This is a genomic window from Streptomyces sp. NPDC031670, from assembly GCF_055580545.1.
Genome location: NZ_JBVILC010000018.1, coordinates 1 through 12,314 on the forward strand (window position 1 = coordinate 1; position 12,314 = coordinate 12,314).

Below are 12,314 nucleotides of genomic sequence, written 5' to 3' on the forward strand. Positions count from 1 at the left end.
GGGAACGACGCGACGACATCCACGAAGCCTTCCTCGGCCTCGCCGTCTGCCTCATCACCCACCGCCACGTCCAACGCCTTTGTTAGGGCCAGTTAGGCCTGATCACCGAGACAGTGCGTCGCGCACGGCCTCGTCGGTACGCGCCACCACCCCTGTGCTGTCGTCCGCCGTGATGACCGGCCGTTGGATCAGTTTCGGGTGCCCGGCGAGGGCCTTGATGCACGACTCACGCGAACCGGCCTCCCACGCCCACTTCTTGAGCCCGAGCTCCTTGGCGACGGCCTCCTGAGTGCGTGTGATGTCCCACGGTTCGAGCCCGAGCCGGTCGAGTACGTCCTTGGTCTCGCCCTCGCTCGGCACGTCCTCCACATGGCAGCGGACCCTAATCGTTTCCGCCGCGGACTCCTACGGGCTTTCTACCTCTCCTCATCAGCCAGCCTCAGAACCTGCTGGCGTGGGTGTTGGGAAGGGTCGGCAGCTATGAGGCACATCCTGCAGGCCGTCTATCGCGACGACGCCCCGCCCGGTCTGCGGAAGTAAAGGTCGATGCAGGTCCTGCGGCAGGTCTGGGTCCAGCGGTACTGGCACGACAAGTTGGACCAATTGCGGTGGCGGGCAGCGAAGTCGACGCGTGACCGTGCCAACCAACCAGGGCGACCGAGCAGAGGAACACCGGCAAGTCCTCATCCGACGGCCGGCCGGATCCTGCATCGGCACGGGTGCCGAGGTCGACGATGGAGATCGTCACCCCGCATGATCCCGACGCCCGCTACAGCCAGAAGGTCACTGTGGCCGGCCAGCGCGACTGGATCGGCTACCGGGACCACCAGACAGAAACCTGTGACGAGACCAGCCCCGGCGACCACACACGGTGACACCAGATCGATCAGGAAGAGCACGGGGAGAACTCCGGTCGGCCGGGCTCTACATCATCCCTACCCGACGCCCCTGTCGAGCAGACCCAGGGCTGAGTACAGCGAGACGGAGAGGGTCATCCATACGACGAATGCCCCACCACCGCAGAGCACGGCACGTGGCACGCTTCCGTCCGCTGCCCAAGACAGCACACCAGCGATGACTGCGACTAGCAGGGACAGGACAGTTGCCAGGGCGACGAGCAGGAGGCGCGTCAAAGGTCCGGAACTCAACGGCCGACATCCTTCTGTGAGGGTGGCCGTTCCGAGACATGCCGTCTCAGCCCGACCACCGAAGCACGATGGTTGGCTGAGACGGTGTAACCCCTGGAAAGCAGCGGACCGTTATGGGTCCACGCAGCCGCGAGGTCACGCCCTCAATCAGTTCTCGAATGATAAGCGACTCCGAAAGAGCACGCCAGAGTGTGGCCATAAAGCGAGAGTCTTCGGCCATGGCTCAGGGTGACCAGCGGGGTGATCCTGGCAGGAATAAGCGACGCCTCAACATGCGCGCCCACCAGTCCCAAGGCCGGGAAGGTCACGCCACCGGGGCTAGGGTCGGTTGGCCGCCGTGGCAGGTGCGGGCTGTCTGGCGTTAACGGATGGGGCGGCGACCGGAGCGCCGGGACCAGCGCACCGCGATGAAGGCCACAGCGGACACGAAGACCACGATGGCGATAATCAACAGGTAGAACAGCCCCTTCACCACCACGCCGACAATTCCCAGCACGACCGCGACCAGCACGAGAAACAGGAACAGAGCCATGACACGAACACCTCCTTCGGGATGAGCACGCGACGGTCACCGGCGCGCGAGTTGCCTCTCGCCGCCCGCGCCCGGCTGGTAGGCCAGGTCGTAGTGCTGGAAGATCGCCTCTTCTGCCTCGGCGGGCAGGATGTCATCCATGCCGATCGTAGGCGCCTTCTTGACCAGCGACTTGTCGTAGGAGACCTTGACGTAGTCCGGTCCCAGGATCGCCTCGTCGAGAGGCACGAAAGCCAGCTGGTGACGCGTGGGGAGCCCAATGCGGACCGTGGCCATGGCCGGTTCGTCAGTGCGGGTGTCCACATAGACCGCTTCGAGCACACCGATCTTGCGGCCCTTCGGATCAACGACGCTGCGGTTGCGCCACTCACGGATGTCGGCTGCGTGGATCATGGTCTGTCCGCCTCACTCTGCTGTGTCGTCTCGGTGCGGTCAGCGCAGCCTCTCACTGCGCGAAGTTTGGCCAGTTCGGCGTTGAGCTGAGCTCCAGCGAGGAGGGCCAGGTTGGACAGCCACAGCCACACCAGAAAGACGATGATCCCAGCGAGCGACCCGTACAGCCGGTTGTACGTGCCGACGTGCGAGACGTAGAGGGCGAAGCCGGCGGAGGCGACGAGCCACAGGGCCACGGCCAGAGCGTCTCCCACAAGCCTCTGTCGCACCCCGCGTGTCCCGGGTGGGCCCGAGCGGAACAGCACCAGCACCATGATGGCGACCAGGCACAGCAGAAACGGCCACTTCAGCTCGTTCCATGCGGTGCCGGCCATGCTGCCCATGCCGACAAGCCGGCCGACGGTGTGGGCCGCTTCGCCGGTCAGAATGAGCACCAGGGCACTGGAAACCAGGAGCATCAGCAGCACCAGGGCGGTCATCACCAGCCGTGGCGCCGTCGTCCACGCCGGGCGCAGGTCCTCAACACCGTGCATGACGTGAAGGGCCCGGCGGAAGACCCCCAGATAGCTGGTGGCGGACCACAGGGCGCCGATCATGCCGAAGACGGCCAGCGTCCAAGCAGCTGTGTGCTGCTCCGCCATGCCCTGCAACGTGCTCTGCATGACGGGGCGGGACTCAGCCGGCACGACAGCGATCACGTTACTGATCAGGCTGTCGGTGGTCGAAGCGCCGACGATTCCCAACAGTGAGACCGTGACAAGGAGCGTCGGGAAGAGCGCAAGCACCGCGTAATAGGTGAGGGCAGCAGCGACGTCGGTCACGTTGTCGTTCCACACCGAGGCAGGGGTCCGGCGCAGAGCGGTACCGATGTGCTGCCAGCCCGGCAGGTCGCGCGCGTACGTCGGGGGCGGCAAGGGCGGGGCGGCTGCCCGGGATGGCTGCAAGTAGCGTGCCGGGGGCTCTGTTTCCGAGCGGGGCAGCGGTGCGCGGTCGGCGCCGCCCGGCTCGAACGCAGGCGTTGGCGAGCTGCTCATCAGGCGGGCGCCTTCCCCTCGTGCCGTATGCCGTCGTCCGGCTCCTGTTGGCAGGGTTCCCCGGCGAGCCATTCATACGTCACGCCGGCCGTCACGCCCCTCTCACCGATGCGCGATCTGCCTGGAGATACCGGTATACCCGCATCTGTCCGTGCCGCAGAACTTATCCGCTACTCCCCCGAACAGCCAACTCCCTCACTCTTCAGGGCTTCAAGATCAACAACTGGCGGCTTTGGAGCTTTTCGCGGCGGAACCCCATGGAAGCGGCCCCGCGCTCGCCGTCGTGCCCGCGCCCCGCCCCGCCCCGCCCCGCCCCGCCCCGAGCAGCTGGTGAGGATCGGATACGCCCGCACCTCGACCGGCCGCCAGGAGCTGGCGAGCGAGCTCGAAGCCCGCCACCGCGCCCAGTGCCACAAGGTCTTCAAGGAACAGATCAGCACCCGCGTCAAGGTCCGGCCTGTGCTGGAGAAGACGCTCGCACTGGCCCATCAGTTCAAGGAGGCCGACCCCGAGACGCCGGTGATCCTCACCGTGCACGAGCTGAAGCGTCTGGCCAGGAACGCGGCCGAGCTGATGACGCTGTCCGCCGAGCTCCAGGCCGGCGGCATCCGGCTCGGACTCCTCATCGGCCCGCTCACCGGGGCTTACGACCCCGACGGCATGGGCGCCATGTTCTTCGCCGCCATGTTCTTCGCCGTCCTTGCGGTCGCCGGGCAGATCGAGCACAACTACGTCCGGGAGAAGACCCTCGAAGCCCAGGTCATCGTCGCGTCCAAGGGGGACCATGGCGGACGGCCCAAGGTCATCAACGACGACGTGCTCACCTTTGCCGTCACGCTCAGGGACAACGGCGTCCCCGTCCCCGAGATCGCCAAGAAGCTCACCATCAAGACTGGCAAGAACGCGGGCAAGTCCCCCTCGGTCGCCTCGCTGCACCGGGCCCTCGCGGAAGCCGAAGCCGCCGCGGTGGACGTCGGCGTGCCGCTGCGGCCGAAGCCCGTCCGCATCCGCCGGCCCGAGGGCCCGCTCACCGCCGAGGAGAGCTACCGGCGCGACCGGCTCCAGTCCCAGGCCCCACCCGAACACCGAGATGCGGTAGGTCCCCGCCTGGCTCGGGGCTCACCTCGGCTGCCTACGGCAGCAAGCGTCGACTCACACGACCGCCGACGTTGTCGCGGCGGTGAGCCAGCCGGTCGACGTCGTACTCAACCTCGCGCCGGTCGAACCGGCACAGTTGGCCGCGTTCCTCGGTCCTATCCGGCCCGGTGGTGTCCTGGTGAACACCACCGTGTGGATGCCCGCGCCCACCGACGAGGAGCGCGGGGTACGCGGCATCGACTTGTTCGTGCGCAGCGGCGCGGAGCAGTTGTCGCACTTGGTGGAGCTGGTCGAAGGCGGCGAGCTGCGTGTCGAGGTTTCCCGGCGGGTGCCGCTGGCCGAGTTGCCGGCCCTGCACGCCGACGCTGCCGCGGCCGTACTGCCCAGCGGCAAGGTCGTCGTCACGCCCGGCGTCTGACGCCCTCCTGACTGAGCTGTGAAGGAGACGACCACGATGATTCCCGTCGACGATCCGTGGTGCTCTCTGAGAGTGGCGAACCCTGACAACCGCGGCACGACGTACATCTCACTGGTGGGCAACACCTACGGCATGCTGGTCACCGGCGAGCAGACCGACGGCCAATATTGCTTGATCGACATGCACGTCCCCGACGGTGGCGGCCCGCCGCGGCACCGGCACGACTTCGAGGAGATGTTCACCATCGTCGAGGGCGAGATCGAGTTCACCTTCCGCGGCGAAAAGCACACCGTGCAGGCCGGGTCCACGATCGACATCCCGGCCAACGCACCGCACAACTTCCGCAACGCATCGGGCGCGCCGGCCCGCATGCTGTGCATGTGCACCCCCGCCGGCCAGGACGAGTACTTCACGCGCATCGGTGACGTCGGGCAGCCAGGGCCATGGCGATCTCGATGTCGTAGGACATGCAGGGCACCGTCGAGGCCTCGTGCCACGGGGTCGTGGTGTCGGTGAGCTTGTGGGCCACAGCTGTCTGCCGGGGACGGGGGTTTTCGTTGCGCCCAGAGGTGCAGGGCTGGACTGCGGGTCTGGACGGTCTGCCCACTCAGGTCAGCGCCGAGCCGGTCAGGAGAAGACCCTAGTGCGGCGCGAGGATCACGAGAGCGACGACCACCACGACGACCACGGCTACGGGTACGACGACGAGGCCGACCACGGTGGGAGTCAGCCGGTCCCGGAACTGCTTCGGGGGCCGGACCCGTGCGGTCTGGTCCGTGCTCAGCTCCCACCAGTTGACGACCCGCTGGAACTGCTCGTCGAAGTCGGGGGCGGGATGCATGTCGCTGCGGTAGAGCCCGGGCAGCGAACGACGCCGCCCGCCCTCCAGGAATATCCGGACCGCGTACCACGACGAGCCCTGGCCCTTGGTCTCGCGCACGTCGATCCACCGGATCTCGTGCCAGGGGTAGGTGCGGCCATGCCCAAGGCCCCAACAGATGGTTATTCCGTCGGCCCCGACCCTGCTCCAGCTCCGGGACGACAGGAGAAGAAGCGGGGCCAGGAGGGCGATGCTTCCGCCCGTCAGCCAGAAAAAGCCCACCGCGCCGAGCTTGAGGAACGCAACGGACCCCTCGGCGACCAGGATGACAAGTGCCAGGACCACGTACAGCGTTGCCGGACGATTCCGGTCCACCGCCCGGTAGTTCAGTTCGATCACACCCGGCACCCTACGCTTCCGGCCTCGGCCGCGAAACGCCGGGCGAACGCATCACTGGCAACCCGTCAGGACTACTGAACTTGAACTCGTGATGTCGGTCGGCTCGTGGTGACGCGTCAGGGTCCGAGACCGCCGGCTGTTACCGGCTCGGGTTCAGGACGATGGCTTTAGCCAGCGCCCGCCACGGCGAGACTTACCTCGACGTCATCGCCTTCCGTTCGCCTCCAGCCTCAGGCCTGACGTAGCGGGAGGGTCAAGCCGTCGGCACCGCCCTCGTCGAGGACGCCCCCGTAGAGGGCGTATTGCCGACCGGAGCCGGCAGTCCTGGCGGCTTCATAAGCGCGGGCGTCGTCCCATTCGGTGACGAGTATCGTCTGCTCGCCGTCCCGTGTGCGGTGGACGTACGTCGCGAGCAGCCCGGGCGGGGGCATGCTGGCTGTTCGCACCGCCGTGTCGTTCCCCTCGTATGCCGCCGCCGTGCTCACCACGAGCAGACCGGCGGGCGGTGTTGCGTCGTGCACCAAGCTGTCGGCGAGACGAGTGCGGGTGAGTCCGGGGCGCTCGATGCCTGGTACGAGCGTGTCGACACGGCTGACGAGCTGGGCGCGATGCGCTCGGGCCCAACCCAGGTGGGCCTCGTCGCTGGTCCACTGGGCGTAGAAGAGAAGCCCGGAGCCGTCGGTGGCGAGGAAGATGTGCTGTGCCAGGCGCCCTGGGGGCGCGGGGGCCGATGCCCACTCCCCCAGCATGGTGTCGGCGGCGGTGCGAGAACGCTCGGCGGTGCCGGTGAGCCACTGGCTCATCAGGGCCGTTCCGGCGGAGGGGTGGACGAGATCCAGGAAACGTGTCATACCCCCGACCCTTGAGCATCAAGTGCACTTGAGGTCAAGGCGGTCCACCTGAAGCCGTCCCCGACGAGGCGGACAGGCAGCCGTATAAGGGCATCACCATGGCCTGCCGCACCCCGCCGGGCGTGTGGGACGGCGTCAAAACCATGCGGCGGGAAGTACGGTGCGGTTGGCGGTGGCCGGCAGCCCCACACGCGAGACCGTGCGTGCCCAACGCCCGCCTCGTAATCACCGGCGAACCGGGCGCCCGCCAGACCCTGCTGGCGCTCGACCTCCAACTCGGCCTGCTCACCGACAACGGACCCCAATTGATGGACGCTTCGGCATGAATGCGCGCATGCGCGAAGTGGACCCTGCCGCCGGACAACGTGGCGCCGTTGACGGAGACCATGCCTCCGGCTGCGGGGATGAGCCTGCCCAACTTGAGGCCCGGGGGGAAGCATCTCGCTTCCGGGAGGACTTCGTCTGCCTGACCGCCCGCAGGACCGAGCTTCACGACCTGGCTGACGCGTGTCGCGGAACGTGCGCGGCAGTCCCGCCCGCACCGCGGAGCCGGTGCGGGCCCGCCGCGTTGGTGACGGCGGGCGCCGGGCCGCACTTTCGTGAGCGGAACGAGCCGGTGGAGGGTCGTGCTGTCGCAGCGGCCTCGACATCGCGGTCTTCCCGTAACGGACCTGGCAGGCCAAGGGCCTACACGGCCTACACCCAGTTCCAGGTCTGATAGGGGTTGGTGCCGGTGCTCGGGACCGAGGTGTACACCTGGCCCGCCGCGTTGCTGTCCAGGATGCGCTTCGTGGCCAAGTCGACGGGCCCGGCGTTCGGTCCGCTGGAGGGGTACCAGGTTTGGTACGGATTGTCGGACGGGCCGCAGGGCGAGGTGTAGACCTGGCCGGCGGCATTGGCGTCGAGGCACCGCCCGGTGGCGTAGTTCCGCTCGGTATGCCAGCTTGTGGCACTGGCCGAACCGGCGGCCGGGATCCAGCTCGCGGCGAGGGCGAGTGCACCGAGTCCTGGAGCCCGGCAGAGCGTGAGGCTTATGCGAACGATCTCGGCGACGACCGGGCCCTGATTGCGGTCTCCGCCGCCTCCAACCGGCCCAAAGCGGACCAGGCCCTCCTGGCTTCCCCCGTACACCGCCTATCGCTGCCAGTACGCCCCAGACTGGATCGCCGACAAGATCCGCTGGGGCCTCGATATCGACGCCGTCGAACACTCCGCGCTCACGGACGTCCTCGCGGCCTGTCCGAACCCTGCGGTGAGGTCGAGGTCGACGGTGTCGGGAGGGCGGCGCACTCCCCTACTTCGGCCAGGACCCCAACGACGTCGGCCACATCCTCCGGCTGCGCGCTCTCGCGCTCCACGGCATTGGTGATGCCGCGCGGCCGGGCTCCTCTGGGGCTGGGAAAGTACCGTTACCGTGCGGTGCCGGTCACCGCCCGCTTTTACCGAATCGCGCGATCGCTTCCAGGGCCGCGTCCTGCATCGCGGGACTACCTGTGTGTCCGGAGTCGTCGATCACTATCAGCTCCGCGTCCTGCCACGCTTTGGACAACTCCCACGCGGTCTTCAACGGGCTACCGAGATCGAGCCGGCCGTGGATCAGCACCGCTGGGATACCGGCCAGCCGGTACGCCTCACGGATCAGTTGGCCGTCCTCCAGCCAGGCGTTGTTCGCGAAGTAGTGCGCGCAGATCCGGACGAAGGCCATCAGCGCGTTGTCAGTCTTGTCACTGTAGGCGCCCGGATGACCGAGTGCCTCATGGGCGATGACGGCGTCCTCCCAAGCACACCAGTCCCGCGCTGCCTTCACCCTGACCGCCTCATCAGGGCTGTTCAGCAACTGGTTGTAGGCGGCCACGAGGTTGCCGCTCCGGTCCGCCTCCGGCAGTGCGTCACGGAATGTTTCCCAGGGGCCTGGCAGCAGGCGTCCCACCCCGTGGTAAAGCCAGTCGGTCTCCTCCGGCCGGGTCATGGTGACTCCGACAATGACGACCTCGGAGACCCGCTCGGGATAGCGCTCAGCGTAGGCGAGGATCAGTGTTGAGCCCCAGGAGCCGCCGTAGAGGAGCCAGCGCTCTATGCCCAAGTGCTCCCGTAACCGCTCCATATCGGCGATGAGGTGGTCAGTGGTGTTGTGATCGAGGCTGACGGACTGGTCGGAGGCGTGAGGCCGACTTTCACCACAGCCACGCTGGTCGAACAGGACGACCCGGAAGACCTCGGGATCGAACATCTTGCGACTGCCGCGGCGCCCTCCGCTCCCGGGGCCGCCGTGCACGCACAGGGCCGCCTTCCCATCGGGGTTCCCGCTGGTCTCCCAGTAGATCTGATTTCCGTCACCGACATCGAGGAGGCCGTGCGCGTACGGTTCGGTGGGCGGGAACGGCTGGGCCATGAGGTCTCCTCCCGAAGGCGCAAAAGACAACTTCGCGAGGTTAGCCGCCCACCGGGAAGACGTCTCCCGATTTACGCCCAGCTCACGCGGCGAGGTACTCGGCCCAGTCACCTCGGGCACACGCGACCCGGCGGAGTGCGGTGTGGCGGTGCATGCCGGTCGCGTCCGCGAGGATCGGGCTGGAGAGATCAGCACGGCCGAGGCCGCGTTCCGTTCGACGATGCGCGCCACGCTGTGCGGATGGACGACATCGTCGGTGTTCCGCGGCCTTCGCCATGCCGAACTCGCTCCTTGACAGGATCAGGGCCGAGATCCGGGCTCTCCCGATCCTGGCTGAAGCAGTGGTGCGTGGTCGGTGAGGACCGGCATGCCAAGGTCTCGTCGTAACCCCGCCCCATCCTGACGGGAACGATCACCGAATATCAGTAGTCGCGGAATAGCGTTCTGTGTCCAGCGCTGAATCAGTCGGGAGGAAGGGCTGCAAGTCAGGCATATATGACCACTATCGCCGCCGTCACGGCGGTGGGAGCTCTACTATCGCCGCCGTCAGGGCGGTGGGAGCTCTACTGAGTCCCGCCCGTCGCCCTTGCTGTCCCTGCCCCCTCGACGGGCCGGGCCACAGCGGAGACCGTGAACTCGCCGCGTCCTGGGCTGGGCGGTCTCACAGTCCGCGTGGAGACCGTGTGAAATAAATGATCATGGCGGGCAGCCAGCGGTTAACCTCGCCAAATGAAACTTTTGTTCGGACGAAGAAGCCGCCTCGCCCAGCTGACCCTCGGGGCGACCGTAGCCGCCTCCTTCCTGCTCCCCGTCCAGCCCGCCCAGGCCGCCTCCGGCCTGGACCCGTTCGCCGCGAACTTCACCCTCACGCGCGTGGACGGGGACAAGACCAGCCTCATCGACTCGGCCGAGACCTCCGGAGTCACCAAGGCGTCCGTCACCGACGTCCTGGGCACCCGCACGGGACGCCCGGGCCTCTGCCACGCCACCGGCCTCAACGCCGCCCTCAAGCCCGACGGCTACTGCTGGGACGACGAGGACGACCGGTCCAACTACGCCGATGGTGCCGGTGGTTGGATGCCGCAGGGCTTCGCGGGCTCGCATGCCGCCACCCCTGACGGTCTCTACCAGGGGCGTTCCCTGACCGCCACCTCCTGGTACCACGGCACGTATGTCAGCGGCCGCACTCCGTCGACCATCGAGGACTATGCGAGGGTCTCGATCGCGGAGTCGGCCGGCGGCCAGGTCAAGTACGGCCACATCGCCCTCGTGGAACCGATCAGCGGCAACTTCAAGTCGCTCCAGTACCCCTCGCACTCGGACGGCGTCGCCTGGTACGGCAACCGGCTGTTCGTCGCCAACGGCGCGGAACTGCAGGTCTTCGATCTGACGCGTATGTGGCGCATGACCGACACCACGAGCGCCTCCACCGGTCTGGCCGCGGGCAAGACCTCCGCCCGCTACCACCTCTGGGCCATGCCGCTCGTCGCGCGTTACAGCACCGTCAGCACCGCCCAGGTCGACAAGCTCTCCACGGCGTACGTCAACAACAGCCCCCGCGCCTGCGGCCCGGCCGTCGGAAGCGAGCTGTGCCTGAGCAGCCTCAGCATCGACAGTTCCGGTGCGACGCCGGTCCTGGTCTCGGCGGAGAACCGGAACGGCGCGGGTGCGCGCATCGTCCGCTGGCCCCTGTCGGCCCTCGGAACGGGTCTGCCCACCACCGTTGCCTCGGAGACCACGGGCTACACCTCTCCCGTGTGGGGAATCCAGGGCACGGCCACCGACGGCACCACCTACTACATGAGCGGCACCTGCCCGACGTACTGGCCGGGCGGCACCGACCTCTACTCCTGCATCCACGCGGCCAAGCCCGGTGAGGCACCGCACGTCCTCACCCAGGCACCACAGCTGACCCAGGGCCTGTCGTGGGACCCCCATGCCAAGCGGATCTGGGGCGCCAACGAGGCACTGGTGGACTCCAGCGGACCGCGTCGGGTCGTCTTCAACGTCGACCCCGAAGCCGGTAAGCCCGTCGACGGCTGGAGCTGGCTCACCAACTTCCACCAGGCGGGTTCCGTCTGCGCGACCCCCCAGGGCAACGCCACCGCCAACGGCACCCCCATCACCGTGTGGAGCTGCACGGGCTCGGACAGCCAGCGATGGAAGTACGAGAACGGTCTGATCGTCCACAAGGCGAGCGGCAAGTGCATCACGCCCGAGGCCAACGGAGCCAACACCAACGGGGCGCTGCTGACCCTGTGGACCTGCAACCCTGCCAGCGACGTCCAGAGGTTCTCCCCGGCCGCGGACGGCGTCGCCGTCAACGCCTACGGCAAGGCCATCACACCCAAGGGCAACTCCCTGGGCAACGGCGTCTGGCTGACCCTGTGGACCCAGGGCAGCCCCACGCCCGACGTCCAGGACTGGGTGGTCAAGGGCTTCTAGCCCCACCTCGTGCGGCTCCCGTTTCGCGATGTCACCGGCGCTGACGCGGACCCCCACACGAGCGCGGTAGTACGGCACGAGTGAGGCGCCCCGCGAGTGCGGGGCGCCTCACTCCTCGCGCGGAGCAGGGTGCCGAGCGGGCCGAGGTCGAGATTGGCCGAGCACGCGCACTGGTTTCCGCGATGCCGTGCGGAGGGCAAGGAAGGAGACGTGACGGCCGTAGGCGGATGGCACGGCGGGCAGGGCCGGATCAGCCGTAAGCGACACGATCTCCCTGTCCGGCACGATGCGGATCAGGCCGCGGAAGCCGTCACTGGCCCCCGCCCCACCAGCCCTAAAGAGGGAAGAGGTGGAGAAGGCCGTACGGGCGGCACATCCTGACGGTCAGACGGTGATCACCACCGTGACACCGAAATCCGCGACCGGCACCACCACACCTTCCTTCGATCGGTGAAGAGATTGATCTCGTAGAGCCCCGACCCACCTTCGTCGTTCAGTTCCAGCCTGGTTATCTCCCTGGACTTTTCGCGGCTGAGCACGAATCACAATCGGGAGAGGCAAACGCGCCTTCACCCCACTCAAGACCTGGCGCATCGGACGCACCGTCACAGCCGCCCACCCCTCCTCCCCTGCAGCTCTTCACAAGGAAAGAGGTTCAGCGACGGTGAACGGGGACACCGTCGACGGCCACCGAACACACCCCGACCGCAATCCCGTGCACCCCTTTGCGGCCGACGGCGGGGCGCCTGCCGAACACACCCGCCTGCGCGCCCGAGTGGTCACC

At 67.6% G+C, this 12,314-nt stretch carries 11 protein-coding genes and 2 pseudogenes; 6 read left to right on the plus strand and 7 right to left on the minus strand.

The features are described 5' to 3' along the window. Positions 1-102 precede the first annotated feature (102 nt). Positions 103-381, minus strand: a pseudogene (locus ACZ5ID_RS27925) (ArsC/Spx/MgsR family protein); the annotation flags it as partial. A gap of 353 nt (positions 382-734) precedes the next feature. Here ACZ5ID_RS27925 and ACZ5ID_RS27930 point away from each other — a divergent pair. After that, positions 735-875: a hypothetical protein gene (locus tag ACZ5ID_RS27930; RefSeq protein WP_468903250.1), complete on the plus strand. Its 141-nt coding sequence runs from the start codon at positions 735-737 to the stop codon at positions 873-875. A gap of 634 nt (positions 876-1,509) precedes the next feature. Here ACZ5ID_RS27930 and ACZ5ID_RS27935 read toward each other — a convergent pair. Genes ACZ5ID_RS27935 through ACZ5ID_RS27945 form a run of 3 tightly spaced genes read right to left on the minus strand, consistent with a single transcriptional unit; the run spans position 1,510 to position 3,107 of the window. Further along, positions 1,510-1,680: a hypothetical protein gene (locus ACZ5ID_RS27935; protein ID WP_468903251.1), complete on the minus strand. Its 171-nt coding sequence runs from the start codon at positions 1,678-1,680 to the stop codon at positions 1,510-1,512. 36 nt (positions 1,681-1,716) lie between these two features. Next, positions 1,717-2,073, minus strand: a complete 357-nt coding sequence (locus tag ACZ5ID_RS27940) for a PRC-barrel domain-containing protein (protein WP_468903253.1) — start codon at positions 2,071-2,073, stop codon at positions 1,717-1,719. Then, positions 2,070-3,107, minus strand: a complete 1,038-nt coding sequence (locus tag ACZ5ID_RS27945) for a YihY/virulence factor BrkB family protein (RefSeq protein ID WP_468903255.1) — start codon at positions 3,105-3,107, stop codon at positions 2,070-2,072. The genes ACZ5ID_RS27940 and ACZ5ID_RS27945 overlap by 4 nt, the downstream gene beginning before the upstream one ends. Before the next feature lie 108 nt (positions 3,108-3,215). Between ACZ5ID_RS27945 and ACZ5ID_RS27950 the strand changes: the two are divergent. The 3 genes and pseudogenes from ACZ5ID_RS27950 to ACZ5ID_RS27960 form a co-directional block, all read left to right on the plus strand. Beyond that, a pseudogene (locus ACZ5ID_RS27950) lies at positions 3,216-3,827 on the plus strand (recombinase family protein); the annotation flags it as partial. A 460-nt stretch (positions 3,828-4,287) separates the two neighbouring features. After that, entirely contained in the window at positions 4,288-4,623 is a 336-nt protein-coding gene (locus ACZ5ID_RS27955) for a zinc-binding dehydrogenase (RefSeq protein WP_468903257.1), read from the plus strand. A gap of 36 nt (positions 4,624-4,659) precedes the next feature. Then, complete coding sequence (locus tag ACZ5ID_RS27960; protein ID WP_468903260.1) at positions 4,660-5,139, plus strand: cupin domain-containing protein; 480 nt, start codon at positions 4,660-4,662, stop codon at positions 5,137-5,139. 124 nt (positions 5,140-5,263) lie between these two features. Here ACZ5ID_RS27960 and ACZ5ID_RS27965 read toward each other — a convergent pair whose 3' ends face one another. After that, positions 5,264-5,842, minus strand: coding sequence for a hypothetical protein (locus tag ACZ5ID_RS27965; protein ID WP_468903262.1), 579 nt, complete (start codon positions 5,840-5,842; stop codon positions 5,264-5,266). Positions 5,843-6,072: 230 nt separating this feature from the next. Then, entirely contained in the window at positions 6,073-6,693 is a 621-nt protein-coding gene (locus ACZ5ID_RS27970) for a hypothetical protein (protein ID WP_468903264.1), read from the minus strand. 733 nt (positions 6,694-7,426) lie between these two features. Here ACZ5ID_RS27970 and ACZ5ID_RS27975 point away from each other — a divergent pair. Continuing rightward, positions 7,427-7,573 carry a hypothetical protein gene (locus ACZ5ID_RS27975; RefSeq protein WP_468903266.1) on the plus strand — a complete coding sequence of 49 codons (147 nt, stop codon included), beginning with the start codon at positions 7,427-7,429 and terminating at the stop codon, positions 7,571-7,573. A gap of 546 nt (positions 7,574-8,119) precedes the next feature. Here the strand turns inward: ACZ5ID_RS27975 and pip are convergent. After that, positions 8,120-9,085 carry a prolyl aminopeptidase gene (gene pip, locus ACZ5ID_RS27980; RefSeq protein ID WP_468903268.1) on the minus strand — a complete coding sequence of 322 codons (966 nt, stop codon included), beginning with the start codon at positions 9,083-9,085 and terminating at the stop codon, positions 8,120-8,122. Between the two features lie 729 nt (positions 9,086-9,814). On the opposite strand from pip, the gene ACZ5ID_RS27985 reads away from it, so the two are divergent. Continuing rightward, positions 9,815-11,530 carry an RICIN domain-containing protein gene (locus ACZ5ID_RS27985; RefSeq protein WP_468903269.1) on the plus strand — a complete coding sequence of 572 codons (1,716 nt, stop codon included), beginning with the start codon at positions 9,815-9,817 and terminating at the stop codon, positions 11,528-11,530. Positions 11,531-12,314: the final 784 nt, after the last annotated feature.